Source organism: Streptococcus mitis, from assembly GCF_047465045.1.
GTDB classification, from domain to species: domain Bacteria; phylum Bacillota; class Bacilli; order Lactobacillales; family Streptococcaceae; genus Streptococcus; species Streptococcus mitis_DT.
On record NZ_JASHAR010000003.1, the window covers coordinates 1 to 18,900 of the forward strand.

At 37.3% G+C, this 18,900-nt stretch carries 13 protein-coding genes and 2 pseudogenes; 8 read left to right on the forward strand and 7 right to left on the reverse strand.

What is annotated here, in order from left to right; translation table 11 throughout:
* Window positions 1-449: 449 nt before the first annotated feature.
* From mraY to rsmH, 4 genes are read right to left on the reverse strand one after another with little or no spacing between them, the layout of a single operon-like run.
* Window positions 450-1,430, reverse strand: coding sequence for a phospho-N-acetylmuramoyl-pentapeptide-transferase (gene mraY / locus QM409_RS02715; RefSeq protein ID WP_261146875.1), 981 nt, complete (start codon window positions 1,428-1,430; stop codon window positions 450-452).
* A gap of 1 nt (window position 1,431) precedes the next feature.
* The gene (pbp2X, locus tag QM409_RS02720) at window positions 1,432-3,684 is read right to left on the reverse strand and encodes a penicillin-binding protein PBP2X (RefSeq protein ID WP_414305693.1); all 2,253 of its coding nucleotides are present in this window, start codon (window positions 3,682-3,684) and stop codon (window positions 1,432-1,434) included.
* 3 nt (window positions 3,685-3,687) lie between these two features.
* Window positions 3,688-4,005 (reverse strand): cell division protein FtsL, encoded by a 318-nt coding sequence (gene ftsL, locus QM409_RS02725; protein ID WP_000227824.1) that lies wholly within the window; start codon window positions 4,003-4,005, stop codon window positions 3,688-3,690.
* Between the two features lie 9 nt (window positions 4,006-4,014).
* Window positions 4,015-4,965 (reverse strand): 16S rRNA (cytosine(1402)-N(4))-methyltransferase RsmH, encoded by a 951-nt coding sequence (gene rsmH / locus QM409_RS02730; protein WP_000159402.1) that lies wholly within the window; start codon window positions 4,963-4,965, stop codon window positions 4,015-4,017.
* A 165-nt stretch (window positions 4,966-5,130) separates the two neighbouring features.
* Between rsmH and QM409_RS02735 the strand changes: the two genes are divergently transcribed.
* The 7 genes and pseudogenes from QM409_RS02735 to QM409_RS02765 all read left to right on the forward strand — a co-directional run.
* Window positions 5,131-5,325 carry a helix-turn-helix transcriptional regulator gene (locus tag QM409_RS02735; RefSeq protein ID WP_001082471.1) on the forward strand — a complete coding sequence of 65 codons (195 nt, stop codon included), beginning with the start codon at window positions 5,131-5,133 and terminating at the stop codon, window positions 5,323-5,325.
* Window positions 5,326-5,340: 15 nt separating this feature from the next.
* Window positions 5,341-5,883, forward strand: coding sequence for a DUF3278 domain-containing protein (locus QM409_RS02740; protein WP_000712350.1), 543 nt, complete (start codon window positions 5,341-5,343; stop codon window positions 5,881-5,883).
* Window positions 5,884-5,893: 10 nt separating this feature from the next.
* Window positions 5,894-6,235 carry a hypothetical protein gene (locus tag QM409_RS02745; protein WP_414305692.1) on the forward strand — a complete coding sequence of 114 codons (342 nt, stop codon included), beginning with the start codon at window positions 5,894-5,896 and terminating at the stop codon, window positions 6,233-6,235.
* A 12-nt stretch (window positions 6,236-6,247) separates the two neighbouring features.
* Window positions 6,248-6,826, forward strand: coding sequence for a DUF3278 domain-containing protein (locus QM409_RS02750; RefSeq protein ID WP_000711244.1), 579 nt, complete (start codon window positions 6,248-6,250; stop codon window positions 6,824-6,826).
* Window positions 6,823-7,299: a glutathione peroxidase gene (locus QM409_RS02755; protein WP_414305691.1), complete on the forward strand. Its 477-nt coding sequence runs from the start codon at window positions 6,823-6,825 to the stop codon at window positions 7,297-7,299. Before QM409_RS02750 ends, QM409_RS02755 begins: the two co-directional genes overlap by 4 nt.
* Before the next feature lie 338 nt (window positions 7,300-7,637).
* Entirely contained in the window at window positions 7,638-13,463 is a 5,826-nt protein-coding gene (locus QM409_RS02760; protein ID WP_414310488.1) for an alpha-L-fucosidase, read from the forward strand.
* Between the two features lie 193 nt (window positions 13,464-13,656).
* Window positions 13,657-14,421 (forward strand): annotated as a pseudogene (locus tag QM409_RS02765) (tyrosine-type recombinase/integrase); the annotation flags it as partial.
* Between the two features lie 512 nt (window positions 14,422-14,933).
* Here the strand turns inward: QM409_RS02765 and QM409_RS02770 are convergent.
* From QM409_RS02770 to QM409_RS02780, 3 genes and pseudogenes are all read right to left on the reverse strand, one after another.
* A complete protein-coding gene (locus tag QM409_RS02770) occupies window positions 14,934-16,367 on the reverse strand; it encodes an ATP-binding protein (protein WP_084888176.1) in 1,434 nt (477 codons plus the stop codon).
* Between the two features lie 187 nt (window positions 16,368-16,554).
* Window positions 16,555-17,625, reverse strand: coding sequence for a PD-(D/E)XK nuclease family protein (locus QM409_RS02775; protein ID WP_084888178.1), 1,071 nt, complete (start codon window positions 17,623-17,625; stop codon window positions 16,555-16,557).
* 127 nt (window positions 17,626-17,752) lie between these two features.
* Window positions 17,753-18,001: pseudogene (locus QM409_RS02780) on the reverse strand (type ISP restriction/modification enzyme); the annotation flags it as partial.
* A gap of 338 nt (window positions 18,002-18,339) precedes the next feature.
* Here QM409_RS02780 and QM409_RS02785 point away from each other — a divergent pair.
* Window positions 18,340-18,807: an 8-oxo-dGTP diphosphatase gene (locus tag QM409_RS02785; protein ID WP_084888180.1), complete on the forward strand. Its 468-nt coding sequence runs from the start codon at window positions 18,340-18,342 to the stop codon at window positions 18,805-18,807.
* Window positions 18,808-18,900: the final 93 nt, after the last annotated feature.

An 18,900-nucleotide genomic window follows, 5' to 3' on the forward strand; every position in this document is an offset into this window, starting at 1 on the left:
GATTGGTACTTATGGCCAATAACCTCCTAAAATACAATAAGAGAACGACTCAAAATTAAAAAGCTAGAGTTCCGCTATTAGAGATCTCTAGCTTTTTTGTGGCTGAGAACTATTTTGTCTCAGGTTCTTTAGTCTGTCATGATATTAAACATTTCAGTTTTAAATTTTTTGAAATTTAGAACAATGAACTCTTCACTTTCTTGAATTTCTGTTGCAAGATTCCAACTAAATATACCATTATGATAATAATGTTACCCAATCATTTTTTAGATTTTCTAAAAAAATCGGACATTAGACACATTCTATTACTTAACTCGTATTATACCTTGAGTAAGTATCTTATATCATTATTTTAGAAATTTTTATTACTTTATATTATCTACTAGACTATCTGCATACGTTACTATCGTCCGTTTTCGTGTAGTACAATCGAAACACTAGATTATTTTTTACAGTAGGTATAAAAATGCTAGCGTCAAAAGACTTGCTAGAAGCCCCACTCCCCAAAAGAAGAAGTCAACCTTCCACTCGCTCCAAGGATTTCCTTTACCAGACAATCCTCCAAGTTCAAAATGGTGATGCACAGGCGTCATACGGAAAATACGTTTTCCACCAGTCATTTTGAAATAGCCGACTTGCATCATGACCGAAGTTGTTTCAAAGACATAAATAATTCCGATAATCAAGAGAGTCCATTCTTGGTGGAGAGCCATTGAAATAGCTGCCAGCATTCCACCGAGAGCCAAACTTCCCACATCTCCCATAAAGACCTTAGCAGGCTTATGGTTAAAGACAAAGAAACCAAGCAAACCACCAATCATGGCAAGAATCACTAGAAGGATATCCATCTGACCTTGCACATAGGCAATAACTCCATAGGCAGACAAACTAATCACAACGGAAATGCTAGCTAAACCGTCAATACCGTCTGTCAAGTTTACTGCGTTTGAAAAACCGACTAGCCAGAAAAGAGCGAAGACAATATAGAAAATCCCTAGATGCACTTGGTAGCCAAAGACAGAAAGCATATCGCCACCACGCTCATAGAAAAGGTAAAAAATGACACCACCTAGAAGCTGAAGAGCCAATTTCTGCTTGGGATTTAGCCCCTCATTGATTTTGCGGAAGACCTTGAGGAAGTCGTCCAAAAATCCGATTAAACCATAAAGAACCAAGATAAATAAAATCATACCAACATTATTGCTGAGTTGATTACTAAATAGGGCGAAAAAGAAAGCAACTAAAACAGAAGCAATTAAGAAAACCAAACCTCCCATTGTAGGAGTCCCAGCTTTTGCCTGGTGCTGTTTGACATCCTCATGCATCTGCTGGCCTGTAATTTGCGCCTTTCTATAAAATTGGATAAAGGCCGGAATTCCTACTAAAGTTAGTAAAAATGTCACAATTCCAGCACTGATGGAAATAAACATATTAGTCTCCTAAAGTTAATTTAATTTTTTTAATGTTTTTGATAGCTGTATTAGTCCGAACATCTTGCTTCTGAACAACAGAACCTGACCCTTCAAATTCCAGCTCAATATCCAACCATTTAGCAAAGGCCTCAGCAGTCTCTTTTTTCCAGCCATACATGTCTGGAATTTCTTCTACCTTATCCGATAAAAGGAGAACTTGTTGGTTTGGTGCAAGATTGGTCCCTTCTTCTACAGATGATTCTTTAATCTTTGTTCCAGTACCTACAACGATTGGTTGCACAATATTTCGGCGTAAGGCTTCTGCCAAATCACCAGGTGAAATATCCTTGATGCTAGGCATTGCATAAGAAGACTCTGTCGTCACTTGATCTAAATTCTTAGCAGGAGATTGAAGATTGAGAGATTCTTTCATAGCTGAAGCTCTTTCAAGAATTGGGTTGGCAAATTCTCCCAATTGGATACCTGAATAATGTTCAGGCTGTTGAACCGTTACATACAAGATAAAATCAGGATTTTCAGCAGGGTTCATAGCCACAACCGAGAAAATGTAGTTGGTAGAACCAACCAAGTAGCCTCCATTTTTCTCGTCAGCGATTTGGGCTGTACCAGACTTGAGGGCTACATTTTGACCTGGAACATTGACAGTTGCTTTTCCTGTACTATGATTGTACATAGTTCCATATCTAGGATCCGTTCCTACCAAGACCATGTGAGTACGAGTTTGGCTAGCTGCATCTTTCGAAACGGGATTTCCTACGATTTCTTTTTGAGATTTACGAACGGTTTGATCATTTGGATCATACAAGGCCGTAATAAATTTAGGCTCTAACATGACGCCATCATTGGCAATGGCTGTAAAGGCACGAATCATTTGCGTCTGCGTTACAGAAATCCCCTGACCAAATGCACTCATGGCAATATTGACAATATTATCTGCAGGCAATTGACCTGTATACTCATCAGTCAGACCAAAACGAGTTGGAACCCCAAATTTAAAGCGGTTTAGATAATCCAACCAGGTAGCATCACCCATTTTCTGCTCAAGAAGTGTCATCCCAATATTACTTGAGTGAGCAAACCCTTGAGAAAATGTCATCATACCACCACCGGTCAAACCTTCATTAACGTCCCAATCTCGAATCGTCGCATCCGCTATTTTTAATTCACTGCTATTGAAGTATTCTCCACCTGGGAAGGTATTATTATCAATAGAAGAAGCTAACGTCATGACCTTCATGGTTGATCCTGGTTCGTAGTTACTTTGATAAAGAATATCACGCCAAACAAAGTCCTCAGTGATTCCTTCTTTAGTATCTGCATTAAAGGTAGGTCGTTGGGTGGTAGCGAGGATTTCACCGGTCTTTGCACTGACCAAGGTCGCGGTCATATACTTACCTTTTACTTTTTGTAGAAAGGCATCCATCTGAGTTTCCATGAAAGATTGGAGCGGGCTAGACAATGTTGTATAAACATCCTTACCATCCACAGTTTGTTGCGACACCTGTTCTGTACCTGGTACGATATTTCCTACACGGTCTTTTTCATAGGTAATAATACCATCTGTCCCAGCAAGAATGGTATTTAATGAACTCTCCAGACCAGAAGTTCCTAATAAACTCTTACTGCCGTCCTCATTTTCATGTAGTTGGGCTAACCCAATAAAACTAGAAGCAAATTGGCCATTTGGATAGCTTCTGTTAGGGCTCGTTGTAAAGTCAATCCCTTCCACACTAGCATCTTTTAAATCTTTTTTAATTGCCATCATATTGGCATAGGTAATCCCATTTCCTTTTGCTCCAAAGGAAACTTGGGTCAGATTTGGTTGAGCTAATTGCTCTTTCACATAAGCTTCATCCATGTCTAAATACTTATGGAAGACTTCAGCTACCTTATTAAACTGCGAATCCTCTACATAAAGAATTTTTCCAGTTGCTGACTTGTATTTTTTATCAATAACAGCATAGACGTTATAGGAAGTCGCATCTTCAGCAATAGGCACTCCATTTCGGTCATAGATAGTCCCACGTTTGGCAGGAACTGTTCGAGTGGTTTGGTGAACCTTTTTAGCCTCTTTTACCAAGTCAGTACCAAATATATTACCTTTTGCGATAATATAAGCAAAATTGGCCAAAAAGAGGCCGAAAAGGGCAACAGCTACAAAGCTGAGGTACTTGCCAACTATCCTACGGTTTTCTGCTGGAGATTTACGATTTTTTACCGCAAATCGGGTTATTTTTTCTGTCCATTTCATATCTTACTCCGCTGTTCGGATGTTTTCATTATTCAATTTCAAATCTTTTTTATCTGCAATTTCTTTCAAGCGCTCTGAACGAATCAATTCATTCACTTCCTGCTTGGCATCGTCCAGCTCTGTCTTCTTTTCCTCTATCTGCGCATTGATTTTTGTCAAATCACTTTGCACTTGCAAGAGTCGTGTCTGCATAAAGATAATGCTCACTGCTAAAACGAGTGCCGTAAAAGCGATGGAAAGATAAAAAGCCTTCTCCACACGTGAGAATTTTTTTATACGATTCTGCAAGAATTGACTGGTTGTTTCTTTCTTATCTACCATTTTTCCCTCTTACTTGTGAATTTTTCTGGCCACACGCAACTTAGCTGAGTGCGAGCGGTTATTGGCTTCTAATTCTTCTGCACTTGGCAAGATTGGCTTACGGGATACCAATTCCATCTTGGGCTTGAGATCATCTGGGATGAAAGGCAAACCTTTGGGAACTTCCACAGTTGAAGCTTCCTTGAACAATTGTTTGGTCAAGCGGTCTTCTAGTGAATGGAAGGTAATCACTGAAATTCTACCATCTAGAGCCAACATCTCCATAGCCTGCTGGATGGATTCATCTGCCGCTCCCAGTTCATCATTGACTTCAATTCGAATAGCCTGGAAAATCTGCTTGGCAGGATGGCCCTTCTTCTTGAGCTCCTTGGCAGGTTTGGCCGACTTGATAATTTCTGCTAACTCAGTCGTTGTCTCGATTGGCTTGACTTCACGCGCTTGTTCAATCTTACGCGCAATCTGTTTAGAGAATTTATCCTCACCATACTTGAAGAAAATACGAACCAAGTCATGATAGTCATAGTGATTCACCACTTCATAGGCTGTCAGACTAGCATCCTGATTCATGCGCATGTCCAGTGGCGCATCCTTTTTATAAGAAAAACCACGCTCACGCTGGTCCAGCTGAGGACTAGACACTCCCAAGTCATAACAAATTCCATCAATTTCCTGAACACCAGCTTCGCGCAAACGTGCCTGTAGATGACGGAAGTTATCCTTGATAAAAGTCACCATTCCCTTTTCAATGTAAGGAGCCAAGCGTTTTTGCGCGTTGTCAATGGCATTCTGGTCCTGGTCAAAGGCATAGAGATGACCTTTTTCACTTAATTTACTTAATAAATATTCGCTATGGCCCGCTCCACCCAAAGTCGCATCAACGTAGATACCGTCAGGCTTTACGTCGAGCATATCAATCGTTTCGTGGAGTAAGACCGTTACATGATGAAATTCTTTTGTCATATCTTATCTATTTTACCACAAATCTGACTAGCTTGCACTAGTCAGACAAATAGGTCAAAAAAAGTAAGATTTCTTTAAGAAATATGTCAAATATGCTTGACATTCATTCCATAGAAGAATATAATGTAGTCAAATATATACGACACAAAGCAGAAAGGAGTCCAGATGAATCGTGTGAAAGAATTTCGCAAGGAACTGGGCATTTCCCAGCTAGAGCTAGCCAAGGATATCGGTGTCTCGAGACAAACCATCAATATGATTGAGAACGACAAGTACAACCCAACTCTGGAACTCTGTCTCAATCTCGCCCGCAGCCTCCAAACTGACCTCAACAGTCTCTTTTGGGAGGATAATTTTTAAAAAAGGAGTCAACTCATGAAAAAAGAAACCTTCACTGAAAAACTGATCAAGCGCACATACGGTATTTCTGATCCACTTGACGAATACAAACGACGCGAGGCAGACCGTATAGGTAACCAAGTCTTTATCTTCCTATTTTATCTGATGATTTTCGGAAATCTTATTCCACTCCTTCTGGCCTATAAATATCCTCAGCTAGTGGCTCTAGTCTATCCTCCTCTGATTTTAGTGATTGCCCTTATCTCTGCTGGCTATGTCACCTACCAAATGAAAAAAACAGGGATTACAACTATTGAACCAGATATGCTGAATGAGAAAGAAAGCAAGCAACTTCGCTACCCAGGTCTGAAAGCAGGTTTGTTCTTTGGTCTATGGATATTTTTTATAACTCCTCTTCTCGATATACTCATAGGTGAAGGTCAGGACTATTTTCAGTCTCTTCTCACTATAAGAAATGGTGTATCAAGCATTCTCGGTTCTATTTTCTTCGGGGCAAGCATACAGTTCCTCATCTCCCGTCGCATTGCAAAAACTAAGAAAGAGCAGGATAATGATTAGGAGGTGCCCTATGAAATCACTAGTAACTTTACTTACCTATCATCTTTTGTTTGCTTCACTGCTCATCTTCATCATCGTTTCAGGGAACTTGCCAATCTACGATATAGTCTTCCTTCCAGTCTTTATCCCAGCACTCAACAAAGGATTGACTTATCTAAAGATCGACTCCCAAAAAATGCGCATACTCAACTTAGCACTGTGCTTTATGATGCTATCCTTACTACAACTGATGCTCATCTCAAGCAATTGGAAGTATTATTTACTGCTCACTATCGCTAGCCTTTCTTCTATCACTTATCTTTATTATCTCTATCAACTCGTTAAAGAAGTCAATCAAAAACCACTCATTTAGGAGGTTACTAGCATGAAAAAAGAAGACTTAACCACTCGCCTACTTCGAAATCTCTTTCACATTCAGGGCCCTTTTGATGAATGCCGACAAGAGATTATCTACAAGGCTTGTGCCCGTTCTATGGTTCAAATCGTTTATTCTTCCTTCTTTCTCTTCTTGTTTTATCTGTTATTTGGACGCTTCATAGAAGTGGTTCGCTATGCTATGCCCTATGTTTACTCTGGACTCATTTTTTTCATTACTTTAAAAACCCAAAGAGCCGTCCAAGAGCTTCATCTTGAAAAGGATGACAAATCAGAAATCATCCTCAAGACCTACAGCAAAGCCCAAATCAAATTCCGAAGCTGGATTGTGTTTATCGGTATTCAGATCGGCTTCTTTACCTTACTCATCTTTCATAAAGTCTTCGTTCAGCAGATGTCCTTTTCAGATTTTGGGAAGTTGCTCATGCAATTCGATAAAAGTGGTCCTTTCCTAATGTATGGCCTGATTATCGGTAGCATTTTTGGAACTCTGACCTACGGATTTCTATCCCTACAGGAGGAGAAACCTCCTAAAAATACCAAACAGAAGGAGAAAAGCAAGCAATGACTTCACTATACGATTTTTCAGTCTTGAACCAAGACAATCAAGAAACCTCACTAAATGCCTATCGTGGTAAGATTCTCTTGGTTGTCAACACTGCTACCGGATGTGGTTTAACGCCCCAGTACCAAGGACTTCAAGAACTCTATGATCGCTATCAAGAACAAGGTTTTGAGATTTTAGACTTCCCTTGCAATCAGTTTATGGGACAAGCACCAGGCAGCGCAGAGGAAATCAATAGTTTCTGTAGCCTAAACTATCAAACCACTTTCCCACGCTTTGCCAAGATTAAGGTCAACGGCAAAGAAGCAGATTCCCTCTATGTTTGGTTGAAAGACCAGAAATCTGGCCCCCTAGGAAAACGAATCGAATGGAATTTCGCTAAGTTTCTCATTGGTCGAGATGGGCAGGTCTTTGTACGCTTTTCTTCAAAAACAGACCCAAAACAAATTGAAGAGGCCATACGTAATCTACTCTGAACTTCATTCAAATCCATCCTTCTATACTCCCAAAAACAGAAGGATGGATTTTCTTTAAAAAGTAAACGAAATTCTTTAAATTAGATGGATTTTCTTGCATTTCTCTATTGCATTTCTTGGAATAATTTAGTATATTTGTTATATTAAGGTTTTTGGATCATTTTAAAGATTAAGATGACAATTTAAATTTTTTTATCTTAAAATGAAAGCGCTTAAACAGGAGGGGTAATTAATCTCAAGCTATTGCATAAATTAACTATCATTAAAGAAAATCGTTTCCAAGTCATACTTGGGCTCAGACAGTAGCTGACTGTCTTTATTCAAACTAGGAGTACATTATGAATCGATACCTTTTTGAAAAAGGGCAAACTTTTAGCATCAGAAAATTAACCGTTGGTGTTGCTTCGGTTATGGTTGGTCTCGCTTTTTTTGCATCTGGAACAGCACTAGCTGACGAAGCAAAAATTGAAACTACAAGTTCTCAACCAAACGTAGAAAAATTGGCCGAGGCTGAAAAAACCAAACCAGAAACCAAAAATGAAAGTCCTGTAATCTCTACACCTCAAGAATCAGAGCAAGCAGAGAAAACTGTTAAACCAGTAGAAGAAAAATCTGTAGCAGATACTAAAACTACTGACTTACTTCCTGAAGAAATCCACGATCAAGCTTATCCTGACACGCCCGTGAAAAACATAGATACTTCAGCAATCGTAGACAAGAAGGATAGCCCTAAAGTTGAGACAGAAAGCATTCTAAAAAATAAGGAAGAACTTCCAAAAGAAGCTGAAAATAGTAATCGTGCGATCATCAACGGTGGTCTAGATTTGAAGCACGTCCCTTATGAAGGACAACCTGCTACTGCTGCTAGTATGATTTACACTATTTACAATGGTGGTTCCCAACGCTATATCGTGTCTGGTTCTGGTATTTTTGTAGCACCAAATGTCATCTTGACTGTCGCTCACAACTTTTTAGAATCAGACCGTGATACAAAAGAAGGACATATTCGAGGTGGAGATTCTGCTAAGTTTTACTATAACCTCGGTTCCAATTCTGCTGTTCGCAATTCTCAACCTGTAACGGGTAATACTACTCTTTTCAAAGAAGAAGATATTCATTTTTGGAACAAGAAAGAATTTGGAAAAGGATATCAAAATGACCTGGCTGCTGTTGTAGCACCTGTTCCTCTTCAAATCGCTAGTCCAAATAAAGCTGCTACCTTTGTTCCCTTGGCAGAAAACAAAACCTATCAACCAGGAGATCCTGTTAGCACGATTGGATATCCAACTGATTCAAGCTCACCTGAGCTCAAAAAACCAATTGTAGCTGGTCAACTTTACAAGGCTGATGGTGTCGTGAAATCTGTTGATAATTATGATGATAAAGGCTCAAAAGGCATCACCTATCATATGACTTCTGTTTCAGGCCTTTCAGGTGCTGGTATTATCAACGGTGATGGTAAAGTAGTCGGTGTTCACCAACACGGCACAATTGAAAACGGCATCCCTGACAAAGACCGTTTCGGTGGTGGGATCGTCCTCTCACCTGAGCAAGTCAAATGGGTAAAAGATATTATCGCAAAATATGGTGTCAAAGGTTGGTACCAAGGTGATAACGGAAAACGATATTACTTTACTCCTGAAGGAGAAATGTTCAGAAATAAAACTGCTGTTATTGGTGAAAATCAATATTCTTTCGATGAAAACGGTGTTGCGACACTCATTAAAGGGATCGATTACGGACGTGTAGTGGTTCAACACGTAGATGAAACTGGTAATCCAATCAAGACTGATGATACTTTCGTTGAAAAGACTGAAGTCGGAACAGCTTTTGACTATGACTTCAAAAAAGAAATCGCTAAGACCGACTTCTATACAAAAAATCAAGAGAAATACCAGATTGTCTCTATTGATGGCGTCGAAATCAACAAGCAACTCAAAGATGAGTGGACCTACAACGTTGTCAGCAAAACAGCTCCAGGAACACGAATCATCAAGGTGGTTTATAAAGTGAATAAAGGTTCATTTGCCATTCATTATCGTTTGAAAGGCTCAGAGCAAGAATTAGCAAATGTTGCTACTGATAATAATGACGAAAAAGAATACGATGTTTCTTTTGTAAACACTTTTGAAGCAAAAGAAATCGCAGGCTACCGTGCGCTCACTCCACGCTTAGAAGCCAGCATCCAGCACAAGGGTGTGAATGATATTGTCTTTGAATACGAAAAAATATCTGATATCTCTAGTCCGACTTCAAATGTTTTACCTGCTGCTCATCCAGAAGATAAGGAAACAGAGATCGGAAACCATGGCCCCCTTCCAAGCAAGGCTCAACTTGATTATCACAAGGAAGAATTAGCTGCCTTCATCCACTATGGTATGAATACTTATACTAATTCTGAGTGGGGACATGGAAATGAAGACCCTAAAAACTTCAATCCAACTAACTTAGATACAGATCAATGGATCCGTACTCTAAAGGAAACTGGCTTTAAACGAACTATTATGGTTGTCAAACACCACGATGGTTTCGTTATTTACCCATCTAAATATACAAATCATACCGTAGCTGCAAGCCCATGGAAGGATGGAAAAGGTGACCTTCTAGAAGAAATCTCTAAATCTGCTACTAAATACGATATGAACATGGGTGTTTACCTATCACCATGGGATGTTAATAGCCCTAAATATAAGGTAGCTACTCAAAAAGAATACAACGAATACTACCTCAATCAACTAAAAGAAATCCTTGGTAATCCAAAATACGGTAATAAGGGTAAATTTATCGAAGTCTGGATGGATGGAGCACGCGGTAGTGGTGCCCAAAAAGTAACCTATACTTTTGATGAGTGGTTCAAATACATCAAGGAAGCTGAAGGAGATATCGCTATCTTCTCTGCCGAACCAACAAGTATCCGTTGGATTGGAAATGAGCGTGGTATCGCTGGTGACCCTGTATGGCACAAGGTCAAGAAAGCAAACATCACCGAAAATGTTAAGAACGAATACCTTAACCACGGTGACCCTGACGGAGATATGTACTCTGTAGGAGAAGCAGATGTTTCCATCCGCTCCGGCTGGTTCTACCACGATAACCAGCAGCCAAAATCCCTCAAAGAATTGATGGATATCTACTTTAAGTCTGTTGGTCGTGGAACGCCACTTCTTCTCAACATTCCACCAAACAAAGAAGGTAAATTCGCAGATGCTGACGTGGCTCGCTTGAAAGAGTTCAAAGCGACTCTAGATCAAATGTATGCCACTGATTTTGCCAAAGGAGCAACTGTTACGGCAAGTTCTACTCGTCAGAATCATCTCTACAAGACCAGCCACCTTACAGACGGTAAAGATGATACTAGCTGGGCACTCTCAAATGATGCCACAACGGGTAGCTTCACAGTCGATTTGGGACAAAAGAGACGTTTTGACGTCGTAGAACTCAAGGAAGATATTGCCAAAGGACAACGTATTTCTGGATTCAAGATTGAAGTCGAAATCAACGGACGCTGGGTCCCATATGGTGAAGGTTCAACCGTAGGCTATCGTCGTTTGATCCAAGGTCAACCTGTAGAAGCACAAAAAATCCGAGTTACGATTACTGGCTCACAAGCTACACCAATCCTAACCAACTTCTCAGTCTATAAAACTCCAAGCACTATCGAAAAGAATGATGGATATCCTCTTGGACTAGAATACCACTCAAATACAACGGCTGACAAGGAAGGTACAACTTGGTACAACGAGTCAGAAGGTATTCGCGGTACTTCTATGTGGACCAACAAGAAAGATGCCAAAGTCACCTACCGTTTCACAGGAACCAAGGCTTACGTCGTATCAACAGTAGATCCAAACCATGGTGAAATGTCTGTATACGTGGATGGTCAAAAGGTCGCAGATGTACAAACCAAGAACAGTAGCCGTAAACGTAGCCAAAAAGTTTACGAAACTGGTGATTTAGCACCTGGAGAACACACTATTACTCTCGTTAACAAAACAGGTGAACCAATTGCTACAGAAGGAATCTACACTCTAAACAATAACAGCAAGGGTATGTTTGAACTTGAAGCAACTTCTTACGATGTCGAAAAAGGAAAACCTGTTACTGTTACAATTAAGCGTGTTGGTGGAAGCAAGGGAGCTGCTACCGTTCGCTTCATTACGGAACCTGGAACAGGTGTTCACGGTAAGGTTTACCAAGATACAACTCAAGATGTGACCTTTGCAGATGGTGAAACAGAAAAAACTGTTACCATTCCAACTATCGACTTCACCGAACAAGCTGACTCAATCTTTGACTTCAAAGCAAAACTCACTTCTGTGTCTGATGGTGCTCTACTCGGTTTTGCTACCGACGCAACTATTCGAGTAATGAAAGCTGATTTATTGAAGACGAATCAGACAAATTACGACGACCAAGCTAGCCAATTAGATTACAGTCCTGGCTGGAGACACGAAACCAACTCTTCTGGCAAATACCAAAACACTGAATCATGGGTATCATTTGGACATCTGACAGAGGATCAGAAGAAAAAGACAACTGTGACTGCTTATTTCTATGGTACAGGCTTAGAAATCAAAGGATTTGTTGACCCAAGTCATGGTGTCTATAAAGTATTCCTTGACGGTAAAGAAGTCACCTATCAAGATGGTATGGGCAATGCATCCACTATTGATGGCAAGAAATACTTTAGCGGTCACGCTGCCCAACGCCAAGGTGACCAAACTCTAGTCAACCTAAAAGGACTTGATGAAAACTTGCACGCAGTAACTCTCCAACTAGACCCTGACAAGAATGATTTAACCAAAAATATTGGTATGCAAGTGGATCAATTCATTACCAAAGGCGAAGGAAGTGAGCTATACAGCAAAGCAGAAATCCTTCAATCTATCTCTAAATGGAAAGAAGATTTGTCTAACTTTAATCCTGCTGGATTGAAAGATACTGCAACTGCACGCCAAGCATTTAAGTCTAATCTTGATAAACTTTCTGCACAATTAAGTTCTGATACGGTAAATGTACAAGATGTGATGTCAACAGTCACTGCTTTGCAAGATATTCTTAGCAAAGATGAAAATTACCAAAAACCTGGAGACGAAACAGGCCCAGAACAACCAGTTGAACCGAAACAACCTGAACAGCCTGAAATCAATTATGATAAGGCTATGGCTAGCTTAACTGAAGCTATTGAGAAAAAAGTGGCTGAACTTGGTACTAACAACGAGGCTAAGAAGAAATTAGTCGAAATTACTGATAAAGCAATCGCAGCTATCCAAGAAGCGAAGACTCAAGAAGACGTCAACAAAGCCCTCAATAAGGCTCTTGAACAAATCAAGCAATTGCAACCTAGCCAACCAGAAAAACCGGTTGAACCAAAACAACCGGAACAGCCTGAAATCAATTATGATAAGGCTATGGCTAGCTTGACTGAAGCTATTGAGAAAAAAGTGACTGAACTCGGTGCTAACAACGAGGCTAAGAAGAAATTAGTCGAAATTACTGATAAAGCAATCGCAGCTATCCAAGAAGCGAAGACTCAAGAAGACGTCAACAAAGCTCTCAATAAGGCTCTTGAACAAATCAAGCAATTGCAACCTAGCCAACCAGAAAAACCAGTTGAACCGAAACAACCTGAAAAACCAATTACTTCTTCAAGTCCTGAAGAAGGGGTTAAAGAGCTTGTCTTCCAACTCCCAAGTTTGGATATTGTCAAGAAGGTGATACCATTCAAGACTATCCGTCGCGAAAATCCAAACTTAGATAAAGGTAAAGAACAAGTTCTAGCAGAAGGTAAAGACGGCCTGCTAGTTGAGTACGTCGAAGTAGATGGTGGCAATCGTAAGGTTGTCCAAACTGAATCAACTCCAGCAAAAGACAGAGTGATTGAAGTCGGGACTAAACAAAGTTCTGTAGGAACAGAGACACCACCAGTTGTGACTCTCCCTGAGTATGTTCTACCTAGAGAAACTGAAAAACCAGCTCCTGCAGTTGTAACAGAAGATTCACCAAGAAAAGATGAAAAAGCACCTGTTGCTACTACAGTTAAACAAGACAAGGAAAAACAACTCCCAGAAACTGGAGAGCAAGAAGCAGATGCCTTCTTATTCTTGGCTGCTATTACTTCAATATTGTCTCTACTCATCTTCCAAAAGAATTTCAAAGACTAATTAAAATCTTTACTTAATTCTTTTCAATGATTCTAGTTCCCCCAAAGAGAAGGCCAGCCGGTCTTCTCTTTTTCTATATATAAATCAAAGAACTTACATAAATTTATATGTATGTCTTAGTATATATAAAACAGAATGATTATTGAACTGGCCCCAAAAAGTTAGACAGAAAAAATCTATCTTTTGGGGTGCAGTTCATTCTATCTTTGACTGGGCAGAAGAACTTTAGTATATAGAAGCTAATAAAGTTGCAAAAATATTAAGAAGAATAAAGGCCACTAAAAAGATTCAACTTGCAGAGTCAAAGAGAGAGGAAGATTTATATCTAACTCATGAACAACTCCAAGAATGGTTCTCAGCATTTCAAGAAGATTTAGATAATGATAAAATAACCCTTAAAGATTATGTCCTATTTTATCTCACTTTTTTCTTAGACGATAGAAAATCCGAAACATATGCTCTTCAATGGAAACATATCGATTTTTCAAAATCACAGATTCAGCTAATTCAAGCTTTAGATAGATATGGACAAGTAAAACTTACTAAAGGAAACAAGAAAACTATTTTCTCTATTTCTAATGACTTACTTCAGTTTCTTACCTCTTGGAAAGAGCAACAAAAATATGAACTGGCAAAGTTTGGCATCATCAGTAATCCAGAACAATTTGTTTTTACATATGTCGACACAAGAGGAAACATCAACAAACCTTTACATGCTGACTATCTAAACAATAAAATGAAAAGCATCAGAAAGCGACATAAAGAGCTGGAACATGCTACACCTCATAAACTGCGACATACAGGAGCAACGCTTGCTAAAGAAGCAGGAATGAGCTTAGAAGCTATTTCTGAGGCTCTAACACACAGTGACACAGGAACAACACAGATTTATGTAAATACCTCTAATGTAGTTCCTATGACAGTAGGTGAATTTGCTTTAAAGTCTCTAAAACAATAAGGTGAAAATAAGGTGAACTTTGAGGTAAACTTTTTAAAAAAACACGAAAAAAGCACCCTATGGGTGCTTTGAAACGTTGATATAATCGTATTGATTAACGTTTTGAGAATTGTGAAGCTTTACGAGCTTTCTTAAGACCTGGTTTTTTCTACATCATGATATTTATGGTAAATTATCACTAAGATCAAGTAATTTTAAGAGATAAATCCTCAATTTTTACATATATAACCCTTTTAAAAATCGAGAGGTTATCAAAGGGTTATCACTTTTTTAGTTTTCGGAGCTCATGTAGTTGAGAAATAACGATTTATTTTTCTTCGTTTTTCTTCGTTTTTCTTCGTTTCATTAATTAAAGGTGAAATGATGTATAATACAAATCACATTCCCATACAAACAAATAAATTGCAAAACTATAAAGCGAATGAATTTCATGAATTTAAAAGTAAGATTACTTTCTAAATTCACTAATTAGTAACTATGTTTTCTTCGTTTTTCTTCGTTTTTCTTCGTTTTTATTTCATTTCTAATTTATAGTATTGACTGCGATCTTTCGTACTTGTCCCATACCATGTTAAAATGCCTTTTGCTCTCAACGTTTTCAATAATTTGGACGAGTAAGAAACACTCCTACCTAAGAACTCTGCTACTTTTTTAGTTGTCATAGGTTCTGCTGTATTGTACATATACTGTATCAATAGTTTTTCATCAACACTTAAATCACTATAATCTCTAAGTTTACTTTCCAAAGAATCACGCGTTCTCAATGTTCTACTTGTAATACTGTTTTCTAATGTTAAAACTACTTTGTTACCTGGTTCAGAGTAACACGGTTCATGGAGAAAAGCAGATTCCATTTCAGAATAGATTCGTTTTACTCCCTCATTCATTTCTCGGACCCATCCAAATTCAGTTAAGGTACGAGCTATACGCGGATTTCTAGAAAAACGTTCATGTCTTATATTCTCAACAGTTACAATATTCGGTAGTTTTCCTGGGCTATGAATCTCTAAACGATTATCAAACATCAATACCCTGATATGATCTCCGTATACTGAATAATTCCTGTGGGTTACTGCATTTACAATTCCTTCAAACCAGGCAAATTCAGGATATTCTGGAAGTATCTGAAATCTACCATCACTATCTAGATACTGAAACTCTCGTAGCTGGGTTCGAATAAAATCTCTAACTTTAACAATTAATTTAGGCAATGCATCATCAAATGTTACTTCCTTAATAACATTAAATTCACTTCCTGTACCTACATCTACCCCATCAAATCGTTGAAAACGAACACGTGCTTGAGGGAAAAATGCTGAAGGATACTTACCAAAGATAAGAATAGCCGCCTTTGTTAATTTACCATTGATAAGAAACCTTCTTGCCTTTAATATCTCCTCAGTTGAACGTTCTGAAATATCAAAATGGTCCTTAAAATCCTGAACCAATAGTTCATCAATATCATCTAATGTGGCATCTTCAATGATTTCATCTTCAAAGAAACGCTGTCCCTTATCATAACTAAGTTGTATACGTTGCTCATAACTCAACTTGACTGATTCGTCTCCCTGTCGTAGATAAACTTCATCATTTGGAGCGGCAATCACTCGATTCGATGATAATTCAACTGAGATAAGCAAAATCAGGTCGTCTTCTCCCTTATGATTGATCACAGGTATTTCCTCAAAAGATAAATCCAACGGTGTATCCCGCATCTCTCGGTCTATCTTTTTGAAATCATCAATCGGATAGGCTTTCCCATCCTTAAAACCAGTGATAATATTATGCTGCTTTTCATCTTCAATCCCGATAATCAACTGACCTCCGTCAGCATTAGCAAAGGCAATCAAGTGCTTAAGTAGTTCTTGTGGCTTCTTTCGTGCGGATTTCCGATCCAAATATTGATTTTCCGGCGAGAATTGCCAGTAATTAAAGTCATATTTCATTTATTTTCTCCTAATTTTTGGTTAAATAATAATGATTATTCTGCATTCCTTACTGAATCTGTTTTTCTTAAGATAATAGGCTAGGTGTTTCATTATGATGAGGGCGAGCACACTTTTCAACCTTAATATATAAATCCTTTAGAAGATTGATACTTATCAATACTGCTTCATCAGCATTTAATTTTTTTTATTTAGTTGTTGATTTAATATTTTCTAAAATAATATCTTTAACAATTTTCAGATCCGCTTCAATTTTCTTAATATCCGTTCTTATATAATTAATCAATTCTTTACTAGATACATGTTTTTTTATATGAGCATAATCATAATAATCTTTTTTACCATATGTTTTCCATTTTTTTCTTGAAGATGATTTTTCTAAAATTGGATTATCCTCTAGATTGAAATTATACAAACAAGTTTTCTCTTTTATACTATCACATATTCTTTCTAAATCACCTAATTTTGCTTTATCTTCAAGAGAAAAATTAACCTTATGTCTATACTGTTTTCCTTGTATCTGAATATCAAATGATGACGTAGTACCTTCGATAGGAAGATAAATCCCAAAATGATGAGCTCCTCTTATCCTACCAGAGTATGTTTTATATTCTAAATCAGAAATCTTATTCTCTAAATTCGCATAATGAATCTTCTCGACAACAGACCTTAATCTCATACCTTCAAGTACTTTATTATTACACTCTTCTAAAAAGTATGATTCGCCATAACTTATCTTTTCAATAAACTCTTTCACATTCTTCATATATTCAACATAATCTGTTAAGAATAATCTAAAAGTCTCATCTACTTTATCAAGTAAATCACTATAATATTCAATTAGCTCACCATAACTTCTTCTAAACCAACTATCAGGTAGTTCAAATTCAGGTTTAACTAAACTAAGAAGTATCCCTTTAGCATTAGAATCTTTTTCAGAATAACGAATTAATTGACTTTTGTCTGGTAAAGACTTAACCTTATTTTCTATAAAAATAACATGAGTCCTTCTATCCTCATCAATAACCTCGATAGTTAAATCAATCGAATTTTTTTCTCTGTAAACCTTTAAATCTGTATATTTTTTATTAATATCAATAACATTACTAAAAAACTTATGATTAATAAATTCAGACTTCTCCAGAACAACAGCAAATAGATTGCTATGATATAATTCTAAATTACTTAGTGACAGTTGATAATTCAGTGTATTTTCTATTTTATTCCTAAGTGTTAGTAACTCATTATAATTTTCCATTTAACAACTCCTTTACTATGATAATTAATGTAATGTACTTGTTTTTATTATATCATAAGATAAATTAATCAGTTTATTGAAAATTAAATTTAAATAAAAGAAGACAAATACACTTTAGACAACGTATTCATCTCCTTATTAAAACTTCGAATTTAGGTAAACTATTTATTAAATCAATCGTTTGGATAGATATATTAATAATTCTCAATAGCAAATTGAAGATATACTTTTCATCATCACTATAATCATTTGGATCATCAGTGATTCCAGATTTTTTATCAGTTTTAACTTGATACTGATCTATAATCCATCCAATAGCAGAGTACCCATTTACAACATATTCATAGGCTTTTTCAGGAATATTACTAATTCTGATATAAATTACATAACCTATACCATCCATTTCTTAAAATCCTTCAGATATCTTGATTTTATTATTAACTTTTCTTAAAGGTAAAACAAGACCCACATATGTCCCATTTGAATCACTAGAAAATATATACAGAAAATCAATGAAATTCTATTTTTTGCCACAGTATAATAAGGGTAACTAGTCTTATAAAAATTATTTTATCGTCATATCTGAGAGTTTATCAGCTATTTCATAAAAATCATCAATCTTTAGCTGAGACACATTTGTCACAATCATAAATAGCATATAGTTCTTGACATATAGTCTAATATATGAAAAAATACTTATTGGAGGTTGATAATATGACTGAAAAAATCAAAAACTGGGTTAATATTTGCGTTTTGAAAAATCAAGAAATTTTATTACTTAATAGACAGCACGATAATTTTCCTGGCTGGATTCCACCGGGGGGAAAAGTTGAATTCCCTGAAAGTTTTTTTGAAGCTGCACTACGGGAGCTTAAGGAAGAAACTGGACTCACTGCATTAAATCTTGAATTAAAGGGAATTTCAGGCTTTACTAATTCAATTGGTAATGAGAGATTTGTCTTCTATGACTTTTTATGTACTCAGTTTACTGGTGAACTAAGCACATCTGATGAAGGTGAGCCAAAATGGTGGAATCTAAAAGATATTGATAAAATACCAATGCAAGATGATATAAGAAAAAGGATACCGCTTTATTTAAGAAAAGGAAGCTTTGAAAGTATTAACTACTGGGATAATAATAAGAAATGCATTAGTGAAAACAAAACAATTTTATTTGACTAATATTCTCTACAGTATAATCAAATACAAAAGTCTCAATCCATTAGTAATTTTTGTATACTTTAGTACTCAATTTTATTGGTACTGAAGTATCGT

What these genes read in the sequence shown, in the direction of transcription:
- mraY (WP_261146875.1), bottom strand. Translation starts at nt 1,430, where the DNA reads ATGTTTATTTCCATCAGTGCTGGAATTGTGACATTTTTACTAACTTTA.
- pbp2X (WP_414305693.1), bottom strand. Translation starts at nt 3,684, where the DNA reads ATGAAATGGACAGAAAAAATAACCCGATTTGCGGTAAAAAATCGTAAA.
- ftsL (WP_000227824.1), bottom strand. Translation starts at nt 4,005, where the DNA reads ATGGTAGATAAGAAAGAAACAACCAGTCAATTCTTGCAGAATCGTATA.
- rsmH (WP_000159402.1), bottom strand. Translation starts at nt 4,965, where the DNA reads ATGACAAAAGAATTTCATCATGTAACGGTCTTACTCCACGAAACGATT.
- QM409_RS02735 (WP_001082471.1), top strand. Translation starts at nt 5,131, where the DNA reads ATGAATCGTGTGAAAGAATTTCGCAAGGAACTGGGCATTTCCCAGCTA.
- QM409_RS02740 (WP_000712350.1), top strand. Translation starts at nt 5,341, where the DNA reads ATGAAAAAAGAAACCTTCACTGAAAAACTGATCAAGCGCACATACGGT.
- QM409_RS02745 (WP_414305692.1), top strand. Translation starts at nt 5,894, where the DNA reads ATGAAATCACTAGTAACTTTACTTACCTATCATCTTTTGTTTGCTTCA.
- QM409_RS02750 (WP_000711244.1), top strand. Translation starts at nt 6,248, where the DNA reads ATGAAAAAAGAAGACTTAACCACTCGCCTACTTCGAAATCTCTTTCAC.
- QM409_RS02755 (WP_414305691.1), top strand. Translation starts at nt 6,823, where the DNA reads ATGACTTCACTATACGATTTTTCAGTCTTGAACCAAGACAATCAAGAA.
- QM409_RS02760 (WP_414310488.1), top strand. Translation starts at nt 7,638, where the DNA reads ATGAATCGATACCTTTTTGAAAAAGGGCAAACTTTTAGCATCAGAAAA.
- QM409_RS02770 (WP_084888176.1), bottom strand. Translation starts at nt 16,367, where the DNA reads ATGAAATATGACTTTAATTACTGGCAATTCTCGCCGGAAAATCAATAT.
- QM409_RS02775 (WP_084888178.1), bottom strand. Translation starts at nt 17,625, where the DNA reads ATGGAAAATTATAATGAGTTACTAACACTTAGGAATAAAATAGAAAAT.
- QM409_RS02785 (WP_084888180.1), top strand. Translation starts at nt 18,340, where the DNA reads ATGACTGAAAAAATCAAAAACTGGGTTAATATTTGCGTTTTGAAAAAT.